Here is a 17778-nt window from a genome sequence, read left to right as displayed (position 1 = left end):
TACGAAACTTGCATAAAGTAACACTCAGGGTTTAGGTTAAGCCCTCGACCGATTAGTATTCGTCAGCTGCATGCATTGCTGCACTTCCACCTCGAACCTATCAACCTCGTCGTCTACAAGGGGTCTTACATACTGGGAAATCTCATCTTGAGGGGGGCTTCGCGCTTAGATGCTTTCAGCGCTTATCCCCTCCGTACATAGCTACCCAGCGATGCCTCTGGCGAGACAACTGGTACACCAGCGGTACGTCCATCCCGGTCCTCTCGTACTAAGGACAGCTCCTCTCAAATTTCCTACGCCCGCGACAGATAGGGACCGAACTGTCTCACGACGTTCTGAACCCAGCTCGCGTACCGCTTTAATGGGCGAACAGCCCAACCCTTGGGACCTACTTCAGCCCCAGGATGCGATGAGCCGACATCGAGGTGCCAAACCTCCCCGTCGATGTGGACTCTTGGGGGAGATAAGCCTGTTATCCCCAGGGTAGCTTTTATCCGTTGAGCGATGGCCCTTCCATTCGGTACCACCGGATCACTAAGTCCGACTTTCGTCCCTGCTCGACTTGTAGGTCTCGCAGTCAAGCTCCCTTATGCCTTTGCACTCTGCGAATGATTTCCAACCATTCTGAGGGAACCTTTAAACGCCTCCGTTACATTTTAGGAGGCGACCGCCCCAGTCAAACTGCCCACCTGACACTGTCCCCATACCGGTTCACGGTACCAGGTTAGAACTCCGATACGATCAGGGTGGTATCCCAACGGCGCCTCCACCCAAGCTGGCGCTCAGGCTTCAAAGGCTCCCACCTATCCTGTACAGATCGTACCAAAGTCCAATATCAAGCTGCAGTAAAGCTCCATGGGGTCTTTCCGTCTTGTCGCGGGTAACCTGCATCTTCACAGGTATTAAAATTTCACCGGATCTCTCGTTGAGACAGCGCCCAAGTCGTTACGCCATTCGTGCGGGTCAGAATTTACCTGACAAGGAATTTCGCTACCTTAGGACCGTTATAGTTACGGCCGCCGTTTACTGGGGCTTCAATTCATAGCTTCGGGGTTGCCCCCTAACCACTCCTCTTAACCTTCCAGCACCGGGCAGGCGTCAGCCCGTATACTTCGCCTTGCGGCTTCGCACAGACCTGTGTTTTTGCTAAACAGTCGCTTGGGCCTTTTCACTGCGGCCCCCTCGGGCTATTCACCCTACCGAGGCACCCCTTCTCCCGAAGTTACGGGGTCATTTTGCCGAGTTCCTTAACGAGAGTTCTTCCGCGCGCCTTAGAATTCTCTTCTCACCCACCTGTGTCGGTTTGCGGTACGGGCACCTTCGCCTGGCTAGAAGCTTTTCTTGGCAGTGTGAACTCATGACCTTCGGTACTTAAAGTTTCCCTCCCCATCACAGCCCAGCCTTACGGTTAGCGGATTTGCCTACTAACCAGCCTCACTGCTTGGACGAGCATCCATCAGCTCGCGTCACTATCCTTCTGCGTCACTCCATCGCTCATAACGGCTACGGTGGTACAGGAATTTCCACCTGTTGTCCATCGACTACGCCTTTCGGCCTCGCCTTAGGTCCCGACTTACCCTGAGCGGACGAGCCTTCCTCAGGAACCCTTAGGTTTTCGGCGGATCAGATTCTCACTGATCTTTTCGTTACTTATACCGGCATTCTCACTTGTATGCGCTCCACCTGTCCTTACGGTCAGAATTCAACGTACATACAACGCTCCCCTACCCATGCACATAGTGCAAGCCATAGCTTCGGTGGCGTGTTTAGCCCCGTTACATTTTCGGCGCAGAGTCACTCGACCAGTGAGCTATTACGCACTCTTTCAATGGTGGCTGCTTCTAAGCCAACATCCTGGTTGTCTGTGCAACTCCACATCCTTTCCCACTTAACACACACTTGGGGACCTTAGCTGATGGTCTGGGCTGTTTCCCTTTTGACAATGGATCTTAGCACTCACTGTCTGACTCCCGGATTTAAGTTTGTGGCATTCAGAGTTTGACTGGACTTGGTAACCCTTGGCGGGCCCCGCACCCAATCAGTGCTTTACCTCCACAACTCCACATCCGAGGCTAGCCCTAAAGCTATTTCGGGGAGAACCAGCTATCTCCGAGTTCGATTGGAATTTCTCCGCTACCCCCACCTCATCCCCGCATTTTTCAACATGCGTGGGTTCGGGCCTCCAGTGAGTGTTACCTCACCTTCACCCTGGACAGGGGTAGATCACACGGTTTCGGGTCTACGTCCACGTACTAAAGCGCCCTATTCAGACTCGCTTTCGCTGCGGCTCCGTCTTTTCAACTTAACCTCGCACGGGAACGTAACTCGCCGGTTCATTCTACAAAAGGCACGCCATCACACATATAGAGTGCTCTGACTTTTTGTAAGCACACGGTTTCAGGTTCTTTTTCACTCCGCTTCCGCGGTGCTTTTCACCTTTCCCTCACGGTACTGCTTCACTATCGGTCACTAGGGAGTATTTAGCCTTGGCAGATGGTCCTGCCGGATTCCGACGGGGTTTCACGTGACCCGCCGTACTCAGGATACCTCTAGGGGATTCGTTCGATTTTGGCTACAGGGCTTTTACCTTCTATGCCGGACCTTTCCAGATCACTTCGCCTACCGAACTAACCCCATAACGAGGTCCTACAACCCCAAGGAGCAAGCTCCTTGGTTTGGGCTATTCCGCTTTCGCTCGCCGCTACTGACGGAATCACTTTTGTTTTCTTTTCCTCCAGGTACTTAGATGTTTCAGTTCCCTGGGTATGCCTTCAACTACCCTATGTATTCAGGTAGAGATAACTGCGCATTACCACAGCTGGGTTCCCCCATTCGGACATCCCCGGATCAAAGCCTGCTTACGGCTCCCCGAGGCATTTCGTCGTTCGCCACGTCCTTCTTCGGCTCCTAGTGCCTAGGCATCCTCCGTGTGCTCTTTCTAGCTTAACCACTAAAAAAAGTTATTGATTCATGCATAGTCCGAAGACTACACAACCTAAGTTCTTACTTTACGTTTCATTTCGTTATCTAGTTTTCAAGGAACAACTGTAAAACTAATTGAAAGATTGCTCTTTCAAAACTGAACACGAGTGAGTAAGCTGTTTTGTATCCGAAGATACTTGACTGGATCTATCAGATCCGAGTCTCCATAGAAAGGAGGTGATCCAGCCGCACCTTCCGATACGGCTACCTTGTTACGACTTCACCCCAATCATCTACCCCACCTTCGGCGGCTGGCTCCCTTGCGGGTTACCCCACCGACTTCGGGTGTTGTAAACTCTCGTGGTGTGACGGGCGGTGTGTACAAGACCCGGGAACGTATTCACCGCGGCATGCTGATCCGCGATTACTAGCAATTCCGACTTCATGCAGGCGAGTTGCAGCCTGCAATCCGAACTGAGATCGGCTTTTAAGGATTGGCTCCACCTCACGGCTTCGCTTCCCGTTGTACCGACCATTGTAGTACGTGTGTAGCCCAGGTCATAAGGGGCATGATGATTTGACGTCATCCCCACCTTCCTCCGGTTTGTCACCGGCAGTCATCTTAGAGTGCCCACCCAAAGTGCTGGCAACTAAGATCAAGGGTTGCGCTCGTTGCGGGACTTAACCCAACATCTCACGACACGAGCTGACGACAACCATGCACCACCTGTCTTGGGTGCTCCGAAGAGGGGCACTATCTCTAGTGCTTACACCCAGATGTCAAGACCTGGTAAGGTTCTTCGCGTTGCTTCGAATTAAACCACATACTCCACTGCTTGTGCGGGTCCCCGTCAATTCCTTTGAGTTTCACTCTTGCGAGCGTACTCCCCAGGCGGCATACTTACTGTGTTAACTTCGGCACCGAGGAATCGAATCCCCAACACCTAGTATGCATCGTTTACGGCGTGGACTACCAGGGTATCTAATCCTGTTTGCTCCCCACGCTTTCGCGCCTCAGCGTCAGTTATAGGCCAGAAAGTCGCCTTCGCCACTGGTGTTCCTCCACATCTCTACGCATTTCACCGCTACACGTGGAATTCCACTTTCCTCTCCTACACTCAAGTCAACCAGTTTTGGATGCGAACCGGGGTTGAGCCCCGGGCTTAAACACCCAACTTAATTGACCGCCTGCGCGCGCTTTACGCCCAATAATTCCGGACAACGCTTGCCCCCTACGTATTACCGCGGCTGCTGGCACGTAGTTAGCCGGGGCTTTCTTCTCCTATACCGTCACACAAAGAGCAGTTACTCTCCTTGCTGTTCGTCTAGGGCAACAGAGCTTTACGATCCGAAAACCTTCATCACTCACGCGGCGTTGCTCCGTCAGACTTGCGTCCATTGCGGAAGATTCCCTACTGCTGCCTCCCGTAGGAGTCTGGGCCGTGTCTCAGTCCCAGTGTGGCCGTTCACCCTCTCAGGTCGGCTACGCATCGTCGCCTTGGTAGGCCGTTACCCTACCAACTAGCTAATGCGCCGCAGGCCCATCTATAAGCCACAGATTGCTCCGTGTTTCATAATTCTCTCATGCGAGAAAACCAGTTATCCGGTCTTAGCTATCGTTTCCGATAGTTATCCCGATCTTATAGGCAGGTTACCTACGTGTTACTCACCCGTCCGCCGCTAGCTTATCCCGAAGGATAAACCCGCTCGACTTGCATGTATTAGGCACGCCGCCAGCGTTCGTCCTGAGCCAGGATCAAACTCTCCATAATAGTGGACAATTGCTTGTCCGTATATCTGAAAGCTTAATTGCTCATTTGCGTTGCTAGCGAGATTTTGCAATCTCTTTTTGAACGATTTCTCGTTCGCGCTTACTCACTCGTTGTTCAGTTTTCAAAGATCAATTTCTTTCGTATTTCTTCGCCATCCGTTTAGCGGCGACTTTTATAATATATCACATCTAGGCTGATCAATGCAAGCTTTTTTTATTTTTCTTTTTTCTTACTTCGCTTACATCTTGGTACTGCGTTGGCTTTCGAATGCGAACCGTTTTTAGCGGCGAGAGTTAATTTATCATAGAATCGCAATCAAAGTCAAGCAATAAAATAAGAATAAAAAAAGAACCAGAATAATACCTGATTCTTCATGGGTTTAGTTCAATTAAACACTTGTATATCTTAACTCGATTTCTGAATTCTCTTCATCAATGAGAACGGCTACTTCTTTAATTAACCCTTTTTTCACCAGCTTATTCAGCAGCAAGGGAAGCTCTGCCCTAAGCTCAGCTAACTGAGAATGCTGCTGCAATTCATCTGTGCTTAATGGCTGTTCATTTTCTCTAAGTATTTGAATAAACGCCTCACAGCAACGCTCCATTTTCGACATAACCGAAAATTCACAGGCGAGCAGAACGAGCTGAACTCTCTGTTTCAACGTTTCCTTGCTCATTGTCAGTTCCTCATATAGTTTATACACGCCAGGATTTATCGCACGGATCTGCCTCCATACGGTAATTTCCGGGTGATAACCATCTTCGATAATAACAATGCGCGCCCAATGATGTAGAGCTTCTAGGATATTATTGTAAGCGTCCAGCAAATGGTCATCTAAGATGTATTCCTTGCTTTGCAGATATTTACGTAGAAAAAGGGAGAATTCAACAAGTAGTTTGTGCTCACGTAAATCCCCTGGAAACTCGAGTATTCTGTGACGCAAGCCTTCTAAATAAGTATTCTGATCCAGAAGTATCTCCCCTTTTAGCAGCCAGTGAAGGATATTTCGGTTGATGCCATGACGTATCCATTGCTCTATGGAAGACGGATCTACCCATCTTTCTTGTATCCTCGAATCGTCTCTTATATAATTAGTCGTATGATTGCTCAGGCTCAGGTCGTTCGTTACTATAAGTAGTAGCGTATCAAAACCATCCGTCAGTGAAGGAAGTTGCTTAGGATTATCTACCGCCATGACACTAATGATTCTCTGGTCATTTCGGAACTTAAGCAAAAACTGCTCTTTATCGATTCCCATGGGTATCCGAAGCTCCTGTCTCCAAATTGTTTATATCTAATTCTACATGGTAGAAGGAGTTTCCTGCTGATTTCTGTGACAATTCATACAAACATGATAGCTATTTAATGGGGAGGAATTACGCGTGCGTTTCAGATCAAGTAAAGTAAATGAATTCCGCTTATGGGGTCTCGCTATGACCATGGGTGGAATGCTGCTTATGATTATAGGACTAGCAGGTATCGTTTTTGATTGGGGGAAGGCTGGGCGAATCGCCGCTGTGGTCTTCATGATCATTGGTATGATCAGTATGATGGTAAGTATGGGTATATACTTCTGGGCAGGAATGCTTTCTACATCGGCGACTGTCATTGATTGTCCGGAATGCGGAAGAAGAACGAAAATGCTGGGGAAAACGGATCGCTGCATGTTTTGTAAAACTATTTTATCTGTTGACCCACAATACGACACAACGGCCGAGAACGAAACAGCCGCTACACAAACCGTTCAGCTCGAAGTGGACAGAGCTCACGAACATAAGCCTCATTGATTATGAGAAAAAAGCCGCAACCCATTTGGGTTCGGCTTTTTGTTATGTTATTGCTTAGTTTGTTGCAACGTGTCTTGAATGACTTTCCACACGGCCGGCTGCTCGAAGCCTCTTCTCCATGAGGCTACTCCTGCTAGATCATACTTTTTCACGAGTTCAAGCCTTGCTTTGATTGATGTTTCATCTTCTAACCAAATACGAATGAGTTTCTCTCCCTCTTTGTACTCCACATAGTTCTGACCTGTTTCCTCCAAGAAAGTAGGGGTTAATTTTTTATCTTTAATAATCGTCTGGGCGGCTTCCATCGTTAAAGTTTTGGAGGTAACCGTCGTTTTACCATTTTTCGTCTCTTCGGTCCACTGACGCGTATAGAATGGCACACCTAGGACAAGCTTAGATGGTGGCACTTTCTCGCTGCCCAAGAGCTGGGTAACAGAGCGCTCTGTCCAAGGCAGCGATGAAACGGATCCGGATTTCGGGCTGGAAGCCCAATATTCGTCGTATGCCATCAGCATCATATAGTCAACAACTTCGGCAAGAGCAGGTCTGTCATAAAACATGGACCACATCTCATTCGTTGATTTCGGTGTAACGTCAATGGAAACAGCAAGACCCTGTTCATGCATAAAAGGTGTCAATTCGCGGACGAATTGGACCAAATTTTCTTTATCTTTGAGATTCACATTTTCAAAGTCAATATTGATGCCCTGCAAATTGTATGTTTGTGCAAAGCCAAGCAACTGTTTAATCATTTTCATACGACGATCATAAGTCGATAGCGCTTGAGACGTTCGGTCGGGTTCAAAGCCGTTGCTAAACAACGCCCAGACCTGATAATTTCGCGTTTGTGCCCATTTGACATAGGATGCGTCAGCTAAGTTCTTAATGCGCCCCTCGCCGTCAGCCAGAGAGAACCATGTAGGGCTAACAACATGTAAGCCGGGCATATCGCCAAGCTTGGAAGTGTCGGGATTCTTCGTAATGACATGCTCCCAAGTCAAATTTAGTTTGCCGTTAAGCGGCTTCCAAGGCACATACGCTGACGCCTGCTCCTGAGCAGGTATGGTTTCATCATGATCCTCCAAAATATCAGCTTTACGTACATAGCCTACTGGACCACTCTGCTGCTGTACCCGATACCATTCACCCTCTACGGCTAGTATCACAACTTGCTCATTGTTAGCGATTGTGGAGACTATCGGTGCTTTTATAGAAGCGAATGTCCTCACCTTGGCATCTTCGGTACCCACATGCTTCCCCCATTTGACGAGGTCGCCTTTTTTGAATAAAAGAATGGCACCTGACTTCTCGGACTCTCTTATTTCAAAAGGATACAGCTGCCGAAGAGGCTCAATGGGTACGTAAATAATGTCATTTCCTTTCTTTTCAACAGGAAAAGATAAGGTGATAGGTTTCTCGTTCATTAAAGCTGAAAGCTCCGTAGTCTTTAACCGTAATACTTTATCTTTCGTTGTGATAATAACCGAATCACTGCTTTTTTCATATATAATCGATGGGTCCATCCACTCCTGTATAAGCTCTAACGGAAGCTTCAGTCCCTCTTTGTCCCCAATCGCGCTGGTCTTATAGTAATTTCCTTGATAAAAAACCGGCTTGCTTAGCTCGTGATACTCTGGCTCTACCTTCGTTCGGTTCGGTGCTAACTGCTGCCATAAGAACGTAGCTGCACCTGCTGCAAACATTCCAATAAAAAGACCAAGTATCAAGAGAATTCTCTTCGTTGATCTTCTGCGTTTCGGTTGCTGATCTGTCGGTGTTGAATGCAAGGTTTCACTTCCTTTTATGCGATATATAAAAAGAAAAACGTGTTCTTACCTCTCTACAGCCGAAAGGTAGGATCACGTTTCATTATACATCATAGGTACAGCGAATGAGGAATTCTGCTTTAGTTAATGCTTGGTAATCCCTGTACAATCCGGGCAAACGCCATAAACCTCTAGTCGATAACCGCCAACTCGGAAGCCTGTTTGCACAGCAGCGGTAGTCTCTATATCTGAAAGAGGCGGATACTCAAAATCCGAAATCTTCCCGCACAACTCACAAACAGCATGATAATGGTCCGTCATATCCGCATCAAAGCGACTCGAGCTGTCTCCATAAGTCAGTTCCCGAACAAGTCCCGATTCAATAAATACTTTAAGATTATTGTAAACAGTCGCAACGCTCATGTTAGGAAATTTGGATTCAAGAGACTTGTAAATGTCATCTGCTGTCGGATGAGTCATGGAATCCAGCAAAAAGGATAGAATAGCATGCCGCTGCGGTGTCATCCGAACACCTGTTGTTTTCAACTTAGCTAAAGCCTGTTCTAAATGTGCTGCCATGGTACTCACCACCTGATGTTAGTCATTAAAACCTTACATTATATTGTACGTGTGTGAATTGACTTTTGTCAATGATGGTTGCGCATATAGCACCATTTGGCTATTTATTTTTACGGGAATCTAGTACATACATAGCCAAACCAGCAAGGACAAGGATAACGGACCCAAAATACGAGCCCATGAGATCAAAGAGCCCTGTAAACCAACGAGGCTTGTTACTGAGAAGAAAAAACAATACACCTGCAACAATGAAAATAACACCAAGATTCGTGCCTTTGATCAACTTCTGTAAAGGATCTTCGCTATCATAGAGACCAGCCGCGAACTCGCCAAGCTCATTGCGCCGATTCACATTGTCTGTGGTTTGAAGCGCATCGAATAGATTATAGAAGTAAATCACAGGAATGAACAATGCAAAAAGCGTTACCATAGGTACACTTGTGTCGGACCGAGACGCGAAAGATGTAATAATAAAAATATCGAGAATGAGAAGCATCATAATAAATAGACCGCGCTGCATGAGGCCTAAGTAAAAGTGTCCAGTTCCCGGGACAATGAACGATAGTACGCCTGCGACCCATTTGCGTTTTCTTGGAGCAGAATAATAGGGAGGATAGTGTTGAAAAGATGGATTGGGTGAATACTCCGGAATGTGCGGATTGTCTTTGGGCAGATTCATGCTAATGCCTCCTATCTATTTTTTTACAAGTATTGGGATAAATGCTGGATATACGCTGTTATCTGAGTGATCCCCGAATTTATATGCATAATTTTGTTTATAATCCCTGATTGCATGAGGAGCACAGTCGCCGCTATCGCAACAAAGCTATTCATCCATTGTTTTCTTTTGCCAACTTGAGGATTCTTAGGAGTCTCAGGAAATTCAGCTGATTGTATCCTCCGCATCACACGCTCCATCAGCACTGGGCTTGGTTCTCTAAGCGGCATCTCGTCCAGCAGTTTATTTAGGTATTGCGTGAGCCGAGTGTCTTCCTGATGTTTGGGAATCATGTGCATTCACCTCCAACCATTTTTCTTTTAGCATCGCTTTTCCTCGATAGAGTCTAGTTTCCAGCGTTTTCATAGGCAGCCCAGTCACCTCAGACATTTCTTGGTACGAAAGCTGCTTATAATGAAACAAATACATGATTAATCTATACTTGTCTGGAAGTTCGGAAAGCAGAGCCTGCATACGCTCCTGATCTTCCTTCTGCATAGCTATTTCCTCAGGCTGCTCACGGGCATCTGTGAACCAGCCCTTCATTTTATCGAGCAGTGCTTCATAGGGCTTACGCTTCTGAGAACGCCGAAAGTCTGTCACGAGATTCGTCGTCATGCGATACAGCCAAGTGGTGAACTTCGCATCGCCGCGAAAATGAGCTAATGAACGAAACAGCTTAACAAACACTTCTTGGGTTAAGTCTTCAGCAGTTTCCTTATGCCCTACCATTCGGTATACGAGTGTATAGATGTAACTCTTATGCCGTTCTACCAATACACGGTAAGCATCGGAGTGACCTTGACGGACCCGGTCGATCAGCTGCTCATCCGTCATTTTGTCCATGCCTGACTCCCCCCTTTCTGTTCGTCCAAAAGCTTAGACGCTTCCTATGGGCTTACCCCTTCAATTTTTACTTTTTTCGAGGGTAACACCGGTAACTCCTTTCATTTGATTGATTTCTTCAAGTACTGTCTCGATAATGGACGGCTTAGGAATGGTGACGTGGAATGTAATTAGAACATGATTCGGTTTATTATCGTTTTCTTGTTCTTCCATTGCGATCTTACGGATGTCCACTTTCTGTTTACCAAGTAGCGTCGTAATAAGTCCAAGCGTCCCCGGTTGGTCGATCGCCAGTATTTTAAGAATACGAATCTTCTTCCCATTAAAATATTTATGCTCCACTTTATTCAAAATCCATAGGGAGATGAGAACCATGAAACATGCAAGAACAGCCGGATAATAAAAACCTGCCCCAATAGCAAGGCCAATTCCCGCAACTACCCAAAGGGATGCCGCTGTCGTAAGGCCCGTAATCGATCTCCCGTTAAAAATAATCGTTCCAGCACCTAAGAATCCGATACCGCTAATAACCTGTGCAGCTAAACGCGAAGGATCTATACGGACATTCACTTCGTTCACAAAGGCACTAAACCCATACATAGAAAGCAACATAACAAGGGCAGAGCCCACACATACTAAAATATGCGTACGTAGGCCAGCTGCATGACTGCTAACTTCCCTCTCAAACCCGATTAAACCGCCTAGAAAGAGTGCCAGAACTAACCTTATCGTAATATGAAGTTGATCAATAACCCAAGGATTGCTCATCGTGTAACCGCTCCCTTTTTTCATACTGATAGTGCCTTGTATCACACGTATAGTGAGAACTACGGAATTAATATTTAGGAGATGATGGCCGGCCGTTCGAAAGTGGTTAAGCTAACTCCCGGTGGAACTGTGAATACTCGACGTACGGCGAAATCGAAACTCTCATATAGCTGGATTGCAGGTAAATTCTCCGTTCCAGTGGATACAATAAAACGCGTCGCTCCATTTAATTGTTGATCCATTAGTATATGTTGTAAAAGCGACCTAGCAATCCCGCGGCGAAAATATTTCGGATGCACCATCATGCGGCAGATCGTGATCGCGCCCCCTTCTCGCGAGTAGGAAATGGCTCCAGCAAGTGTGCTCTCATCATTCTCATGAACGAAAAAGCCATAAAATGTTTCCTCTGCTTCACTTATAGATTGAATCCCATCCTTCAGCGGCGGGATGTCATCGAAGCCAATAAGGTCTGCTTCCACGCGATAGGAAGCGATCTGTAATGATAACAGGACCAAGATATCCTCGTTAGTTTCCAATAGAAGTTGTTGAATGGACATTTCTGAGTCCTCCTCTCTAGAACTTACAAGCTAATTAACTGAAAAAAGTGGCGTCCATAACATCGGAACACCACTTTAAACTTCGTCATTTACTGTTCAGGCACTCCACAATTAATTTGTTGACGAGTCCCGGGTTCGCTTTACCTTTGGTTTCTTTCATGACTTGTCCGACTAAGAAACCCACGGCTTTTTCCTTACCGGCTTTGAAATCCGCTACCGATTGTGGGCTGTTCTCTACAACCTGCTCAACAATGGCTTTGATCGCACCTTCGTCGCTGATTTGTACAAGCCCCTGCTCTTCAACGATCTTTTGCGGCTCTTTGCCGGATTCGATCATTTCCTTGAAGACGGTTTTGGCGATTTTGGAGGAGATTGTGCCTTTCTCAATCAGACCAATCATCTCACCTAAGCCCTTACCCGTGATTTTCACATCGGCTAGTTCGAGGTTATTCGCGTTCAAATACCCGAGCAGATCGCCCATGATCCAGTTCGAGACCGCTTTGGCATCTTGGGTATATTGCAAGCTCTCTTCGAAGAAATTAGCCATCTTCATGGATGAAGTAATTACATCAGCATCGTAGCTCGGTAGCCCATACTCACTGCTATATCTCGCTTTACGCGCGTCAGGCAATTCAGGGATAGAAGCTTTGACGCTCGCTTTCCAAGCATCGTCGATATGCAGGCTGACGAGATCCGGATCTGGGAAATAGCGGTAATCATGCGCATCTTCTTTGCCGCGCATGGATAAAGTCTTGCCTTGGGTTTCATCCCAGCGGCGGGTTTCTTGCTCGACTTCGTCACCGCTGCGAAGAATTTCGGCTTGGCGATATTCCTCGTACTCGAGTCCTCTTTGGACACCGCGGAACGAGTTCATGTTCTTCAGTTCGGCTCTCGTGCCGAACTTCTCTTGCCCAAAAGGACGCAAGCTGATGTTGGCGTCGCAGCGCAGCGAGCCTTCCTCCATTTTCACATCGGAAACATCACAATAGATCATGATCGCTCTAAGCTTCTCCAGATAAGCTCGCGCTTCCTCCGGCGAACGGAGATCGGGCTCGGATACGATTTCAATCAGTGGCGTTCCCGCACGGTTCAAGTCCACAAGTGAAGTATAACCACCATCAACGTGTGTCAGCTTGCCTGCATCTTCCTCCAGGTGAACGCGAGTCACGCCAATACGCTTGCTTACTCCATTCACTTCGATATCGATCCAACCGTTCAAGCCGATCGGCTGATCATATTGCGAAGTTTGGTATGCGTCTGGTGAATCCGGGTAAAAGTAGTTTTTACGGTCAAATTTACTATGTGTAGAAATCGTACAATTGAGCGCCATAGCGGCTTTCATCGCATATTCAACCGCTTGACGGTTAAGTACCGGAAGTACACCCGGGTGACCTAAACAAACCGGACATGTATTCGTATTCGGAGGTGCTCCGAATGAGGTTGCACAACCGCAAAATATTTTGGAAGCGGTATGAAGTTCTACGTGAACTTCAAGACCGACTACAGTTTCAAATTGGGTATCTGTTGCCGACAAAATGAATGCCTCCTTCGTTACTCATGAACTATTAACCTACAATTGCGGGCGCTGCTTATGATGATCTGTATGCTGCTCGAAAGCGTGGGCTACACGCAGAAGGGTAGCTTCATCCAACGCTTTGCCGATGACTTGCAGGCCAACGGGAAGTTCGTTCACGAATCCGCAAGGTACGCTAATCGCAGGAATGCCCGCCAAGCTGACCGGAATGGTCATGATATCGTTCAAATACATCGTGAGTGGATCACTGCTTTGCTCACCGATTTTGAAAGCAGGTGTCGGAGCTGTTGGTCCGATGATGATGTCGTATTTCTCGAACACTTGATCGAAATCTTGCTTGATCAGGGTACGGACTTGTTGTGCTTTCAAGTAATAAGCATCATAGTAACCCGAGCTTAACGCATAGGTTCCAAGCATAATGCGGCGTTTGACCTCGGGGCCAAAGCCTTCGCTGCGCGACATATGGTACAAGTCCAGCAAGTTGCGAGCGTTGTCCGAACGCACACCGTAGCGCACGCCGTCAAAGCGCGCAAGATTCGAGGACGCTTCGGAAGAAGCGAGCAAGTAGTAAGTCGCTACGGCATACTCAGAATGCGGCAGCGACACTTCTTCCCATACAGCACCTAAGCCTTCAAGCACTTTGAGCGCTTCAAGCACTTTCTCTTTGACTGCTGGGTCGATACCATTGCCCATGTATTCTTTGGGTACGCCGATGCGCAAACCTTTGACATCACCAGTCAAAGCGCTGAGGTAATCAGGGATATCCACATTCGCAGACGTGGAATCCTTCGGGTCGTAGCCGACAATGGCTTGCAGCAGGTAGGCGGAGTCTTCAACGTTCTTCGTCAGCGGCCCGATCTGGTCGAGTGAGGACGCGAACGCGACTAAGCCATAGCGGGACACGAGTCCGTACGTCGGCTTCAGTCCGACGATACCGCAGTAAGCAGCAGGCTGGCGAATGGAGCCGCCTGTGTCGGAGCCCAGCGCGAAGTAGACTTCGCCTGCAGCTACTGCTGCAGCGGAGCCGCCGCTGGAGCCGCCTGGCACGTAATCCGTGTTCCACGGATTGTGGGACGGATGGAAAGCGGAGTTCTCGTTGGAGCCGCCCATGGCGAATTCATCCATGTTGAGCTTGCCGATCGTAATGGTTTGAGCATCCTTGAGCTTGCTAACCACGGTTGCATCATAAATCGGCGTGAAATTGGATAAGATTTTGCTTGCACAGGTCGTTTTCAAACCCTCGGTGACCATGTTATCTTTGATCCCAATCGGAAGGCCGAATAAAGGGCTTCGTTCACTGCTGCTCGCGAACTGCTCGTCCAACTTGGCGGCAGCTTGTCTAGCGTTCTCTTCATCTAATGTAAGAAAGGCGCGAACCTTGTCCTCCACTTGCTGAATTCTTGTATAAGATTGATCCACGAGATCGGCAACTTTAAGTTCTTTGCCTTGAAGCTTCGCGTGAATTTGCTGTAGGTTTAAATCAAACAAAGACAACGACAGGCACTTCCTTTCATAATGGTTCTTATTCTAAAACAGCTGGGACTTTGAATTGCCCGTCTTCGTGATCAGGTGCGTTCAACATCACTTTCTCAATTGGCAGTGATGGCTTCACGACATCTTCACGCATGACGTTGACCAACGGCATGGCATGGCTTGTCGGAATAACACCTTCGGTATTCAGTTCATTCAGCTGCTCGGCATATTTTAGAATGGCATTTAGCTGTTCAGTAAATAGTTCTTTTTCGTTATCACTCAGGTCGAGTCTAGCCAACTTCGCAACGTGCTCGACATCTGTTTTCGTTATGCTCAAGTTCTCTACACCCCTTTAATTAATCAGCATTTAGTCATTCTTTTCATTATATCCCAGATATTTTACGAACTCAATCCAGAAAAAACCACAAATCAAAAACCACAGCTTCTTCTCAGCTTGGCTTGGAGGCCATCACTAAAAAGAAGCTGTGGTTGAGTTTTGTGGTTAAGAACTATTGGATAAATCCCGTATCCATCGCTTTTGCTTTCTCATTTAACACGTAATACTTGAGCTTAGCAGCGGCTAAGGCTGTTTCGTTCTGACGGACTTTGATCTCGAATTTATTCAGATCATGCTTGGAGATGACGCCAACACTATAGCGAAAATTCATTTTAGTCAAATCGGCCTGCACATCATTCAAGTTCCGCTGTTCCGTAAGAACGGCCTGATACGCATTCTTAGCATCGTTATACGTCGTTTGAATTTTCTTGCTCAATTCAAGCTTGGTTTGCTCATTTTTCTGCCCGTTAATGGCCAGATTAACGCCTTGATACGTCTCACCATAAGTGTTCTGAGTAACCGTGTGTCCCGTTTCCCATACAGCTTCGTCGATGTTATTACCGGCTGTTTTCATCTGATAGGAAGCTTTCAATAAAGTGGTCGTGTCTGTTTCCAAAATGGGATCCACTGAAATGGACTCGATATCCTTGATGACTAGATCAGGGTCGTAGGAAATCCCAATGTCCGTCGAAAGCTGCACTAGCCCCAACCGATAGTTATTAAGCAATGTTGCGATATCGTCTTTCTGCTTATTGATGGCTTTCTGCACCGTTTGCACATCGTCAGATGATGCCAAGCCTTGCTGCGCGAAAAGCGTAGCTTTCAGCAGGTCTTTCTCTATCACAACTTCGTATTCCTTCATGAAATCAAGCTGCTTCTTCTGTGCTAGAAGTTGCACATATTGCGCGATTGTTTGCAGGCGGATGCCTGCTTTAGCTTCATCTGACTGCAGCAGAGAGTTCCGCCCATCTGTTCCGAGCTGATGTGCTGCTGTGCTCATTTGCGCACGTTGGGAGGAGATAATTTTATTCATGCCGCCAGCGAGCGCACCCATCCCCTGCATCATCTGGTTTATCGCTGTGTTTTGCATGACAGTCCAGGCGATATCGGTTGGGTTGGTTAGGTTAGGCAGCTGTGGATTCCCTGTATTGGTGACCTCTGCAGGAGTGCTTGGCAAATGACCAGGCGTCATTGAGGCTGAGACCATTTCGTTCATTTGCTGTTCCAGATCGCCCTTTTTACTGCCTTGAGCCGCGTATTTTAGCGTTAGCAGGGCAAGGTTATGGGAATCTTTCAGTGCTTTATCCAGTACATAGGTCAGATCCACGGAAGATACGGTTTCCAGAACGTCCGCATTGACGTATACATTTTGATTTGGATCTTGGACAGTATCGGCGAATACGAGAGTTTGCGTTGTGCTTGAAAGGAGTAACAGGGCTGCAGATAAACTTATGAGCGTTTTTTTCAAAAAAATCGCTTCCTTCCTCATCGGTTATAACGTGATATTCGATCCAGATGGCAGCACGGCTTGCTTGCCCGGAGCGGTATCTTTTGATTTCTTTTTAGAGAAAATAATGAATCGAGTTAACAACATAGCAATGAAATAAGTGAGTGCACCGGTCAAAATCAATGAAAGGCAATCATGCCAAATGACGGAAAAGTCATTTCCTTTAACAAATACGTTGCGCACGCCATCTAAAAAATAAGTGAGCGGAAGCATATGCCCGAGCACCTGCAGCACTTTAGGCATCGCTTCGAATGGCCAAGTGAACCCCGATAGCATGAAGGAAGGCACCGCGATTAACATCGCAGTCTGCGTCGCTCCGAGTTGATTGCTCGAGAACAAGCTGATTAGATAACCGATACCGCTGACGGCAAAGGTAAAGCTAACAACGACGGCCAAACCGACAAGCAAACTGCCGCTCATTGGTGCGCCAAAAGCATACAAGGCGATAACGAAGGTAACCGCTGTGTTAAAGAAATTGATTAAGAAATAAGGAGCCGTTTTCGCGTAAGCGATGCGCCACGGATTTCTCCTCCATGCCTCGAACCGCTGCCACGTTCCTGCATCTTTCTCGCGAGTGATGGTTAACGCAATGCCTAGAAACAGAACTTGCTGTAAAATCGCGCCAACTAGTCCGTACAGCATAAAGTCGCTGTAGTTAAAAGCTGAATTGTACATAATGCGATATCGGAAAGGAATGGGAGAAAGTGTGTTCATCACTTCTTCATTCTGCAGTCCTTGCTTAAGTTGAAGCTTTTTCTGTGAATAACCCATGCTGAAGGTTGAGATGACTTCATTGGCCCCTTTGGTAGCGGAGTTCGAAATCATCATGTTGCTGCCATCGATCAAGGTAAGCAGCGGCAGCGTCTCGCCATGCTTCAGCTTCGCTTCGAAATTAGAGGGAATGATAAGGCCTACCTTGGCCTCTCCCGTTGAAAGCGCCCGCTTCACTTCTTCCTCCGAGTGATATTCCTTCTTGATCTGGAACGTTTCACTTTGCTCGAAGGCTTGAATGATTTGACGACTAAGAGGACTTTGGTCTTCATCGATAACAACCGTGGCCATTTCGGTCACTTTATGGTGTAAGTAAATCGATCCGAAGAGCACCGTATAAAGAATCGGAACGAAGAACAAGATCAGAAAAAGACGTCGGTCCTTCAGAATGTGCTTCCATTCTTCTGTAATTAGCTTGCCAATCTGAAGATCCATCTCCTT

The 17778-nt window shown here is 47.2% G+C and carries 14 protein-coding genes and 2 rRNA genes; 1 reads left to right on the top strand and 15 read right to left on the bottom strand.

From position 1 onward, the window contains the following. Positions 1-32 precede the first annotated feature (32 nt). From ACBP55_RS06950 to ACBP55_RS06940, 3 genes are all read right to left on the bottom strand, one after another. A 23S ribosomal RNA gene (locus ACBP55_RS06950) occupies positions 33-2949 on the bottom strand. Between the two features lie 203 nt (positions 2950-3152). Next, positions 3153-4694 (bottom strand): 16S ribosomal RNA (locus tag ACBP55_RS06945). Together the 16S and 23S rRNA genes form the textbook arrangement of a ribosomal RNA operon. Positions 4695-5082: 388 nt before the next feature. Beyond that, a complete protein-coding gene (locus ACBP55_RS06940; RefSeq protein ID WP_464650656.1) occupies positions 5083-5952 on the bottom strand; it encodes a nucleotidyltransferase-like protein in 870 nt (289 codons plus the stop codon). A gap of 124 nt (positions 5953-6076) precedes the next feature. On the opposite strand from ACBP55_RS06940, the gene ACBP55_RS06935 reads away from it, so the two are divergent. Beyond that, entirely contained in the window at positions 6077-6481 is a 405-nt protein-coding gene (locus tag ACBP55_RS06935; RefSeq protein ID WP_084160364.1) for a DUF2614 family zinc ribbon-containing protein, read from the top strand. A 47-nt stretch (positions 6482-6528) separates the two neighbouring features. Here ACBP55_RS06935 and ACBP55_RS06930 read toward each other — a convergent pair whose 3' ends face one another. The 12 genes from ACBP55_RS06930 to ACBP55_RS06875 form a co-directional block, all read right to left on the bottom strand. Then, positions 6529-8268 (bottom strand): glycosyl hydrolase family 18 protein, encoded by a 1740-nt coding sequence (locus ACBP55_RS06930; protein WP_464650655.1) that lies wholly within the window; start codon positions 8266-8268, stop codon positions 6529-6531. A gap of 123 nt (positions 8269-8391) precedes the next feature. Further along, entirely contained in the window at positions 8392-8826 is a 435-nt protein-coding gene (gene perR / locus ACBP55_RS06925) for a peroxide-responsive transcriptional repressor PerR (RefSeq protein WP_464650654.1), read from the bottom strand. A 100-nt stretch (positions 8827-8926) separates the two neighbouring features. After that, entirely contained in the window at positions 8927-9505 is a 579-nt protein-coding gene (locus tag ACBP55_RS06920; protein WP_464650653.1) for a hypothetical protein, read from the bottom strand. A gap of 23 nt (positions 9506-9528) precedes the next feature. Further along, positions 9529-9837 (bottom strand): hypothetical protein, encoded by a 309-nt coding sequence (locus ACBP55_RS06915; RefSeq protein ID WP_464650652.1) that lies wholly within the window; start codon positions 9835-9837, stop codon positions 9529-9531. Next, a complete protein-coding gene (locus tag ACBP55_RS06910; protein WP_464650651.1) occupies positions 9788-10390 on the bottom strand; it encodes an RNA polymerase sigma factor in 603 nt (200 codons plus the stop codon). Before ACBP55_RS06910 ends, ACBP55_RS06915 begins: the two co-directional genes overlap by 50 nt. A 60-nt stretch (positions 10391-10450) precedes the next feature. Further along, on the bottom strand, positions 10451-11158 hold the full coding sequence (locus ACBP55_RS06905; protein ID WP_464650650.1) for an MgtC/SapB family protein: 708 nt from the start codon (positions 11156-11158) through the stop codon (positions 10451-10453). 74 nt (positions 11159-11232) lie between these two features. Then, positions 11233-11715 carry a GNAT family N-acetyltransferase gene (locus ACBP55_RS06900; protein ID WP_464650649.1) on the bottom strand — a complete coding sequence of 161 codons (483 nt, stop codon included), beginning with the start codon at positions 11713-11715 and terminating at the stop codon, positions 11233-11235. Positions 11716-11800: 85 nt separating this feature from the next. Further along, the gene (gene gatB / locus ACBP55_RS06895; protein WP_464653253.1) at positions 11801-13252 is read right to left on the bottom strand and encodes an Asp-tRNA(Asn)/Glu-tRNA(Gln) amidotransferase subunit GatB; all 1452 of its coding nucleotides are present in this window, start codon (positions 13250-13252) and stop codon (positions 11801-11803) included. A 33-nt stretch (positions 13253-13285) separates the two neighbouring features. After that, positions 13286-14743 (bottom strand): Asp-tRNA(Asn)/Glu-tRNA(Gln) amidotransferase subunit GatA, encoded by a 1458-nt coding sequence (gene gatA, locus ACBP55_RS06890; protein WP_464650648.1) that lies wholly within the window; start codon positions 14741-14743, stop codon positions 13286-13288. 28 nt (positions 14744-14771) lie between these two features. Beyond that, positions 14772-15059, bottom strand: coding sequence for an Asp-tRNA(Asn)/Glu-tRNA(Gln) amidotransferase subunit GatC (gene gatC, locus ACBP55_RS06885; RefSeq protein WP_173192831.1), 288 nt, complete (start codon positions 15057-15059; stop codon positions 14772-14774). Positions 15060-15231: 172 nt separating this feature from the next. Further along, positions 15232-16527, bottom strand: coding sequence for a TolC family protein (locus ACBP55_RS06880; protein ID WP_464650647.1), 1296 nt, complete (start codon positions 16525-16527; stop codon positions 15232-15234). Between the two features lie 24 nt (positions 16528-16551). Then, positions 16552-17772 carry an ABC transporter permease gene (locus tag ACBP55_RS06875; protein ID WP_464650646.1) on the bottom strand — a complete coding sequence of 407 codons (1221 nt, stop codon included), beginning with the start codon at positions 17770-17772 and terminating at the stop codon, positions 16552-16554. Positions 17773-17778 lie beyond the last annotated feature (6 nt).

This window comes from Paenibacillus sp. WG02 (assembly GCF_055396115.1).
The sequence above is the reverse complement of the archived record's forward strand: the minus strand, read 5'-3'. Positions and strand labels throughout refer to the sequence as shown.

What these genes read in the sequence shown, in the direction of transcription:
- perR (WP_464650654.1), bottom strand. Translation starts at nt 8,826, where the DNA reads ATGGCAGCACATTTAGAACAGGCTTTAGCTAAGTTGAAAACAACAGGT.
- ACBP55_RS06915 (WP_464650652.1), bottom strand. Translation starts at nt 9,837, where the DNA reads ATGATTCCCAAACATCAGGAAGACACTCGGCTCACGCAATACCTAAAT.
- ACBP55_RS06875 (WP_464650646.1), bottom strand. Translation starts at nt 17,772, where the DNA reads ATGGATCTTCAGATTGGCAAGCTAATTACAGAAGAATGGAAGCACATT.
- ACBP55_RS06900 (WP_464650649.1), bottom strand. Translation starts at nt 11,715, where the DNA reads ATGTCCATTCAACAACTTCTATTGGAAACTAACGAGGATATCTTGGTC.
- ACBP55_RS06910 (WP_464650651.1), bottom strand. Translation starts at nt 10,390, where the DNA reads ATGGACAAAATGACGGATGAGCAGCTGATCGACCGGGTCCGTCAAGGT.
- ACBP55_RS06940 (WP_464650656.1), bottom strand. Translation starts at nt 5,952, where the DNA reads ATGGGAATCGATAAAGAGCAGTTTTTGCTTAAGTTCCGAAATGACCAG.
- ACBP55_RS06905 (WP_464650650.1), bottom strand. Translation starts at nt 11,158, where the DNA reads ATGAGCAATCCTTGGGTTATTGATCAACTTCATATTACGATAAGGTTA.
- ACBP55_RS06920 (WP_464650653.1), bottom strand. Translation starts at nt 9,505, where the DNA reads ATGAATCTGCCCAAAGACAATCCGCACATTCCGGAGTATTCACCCAAT.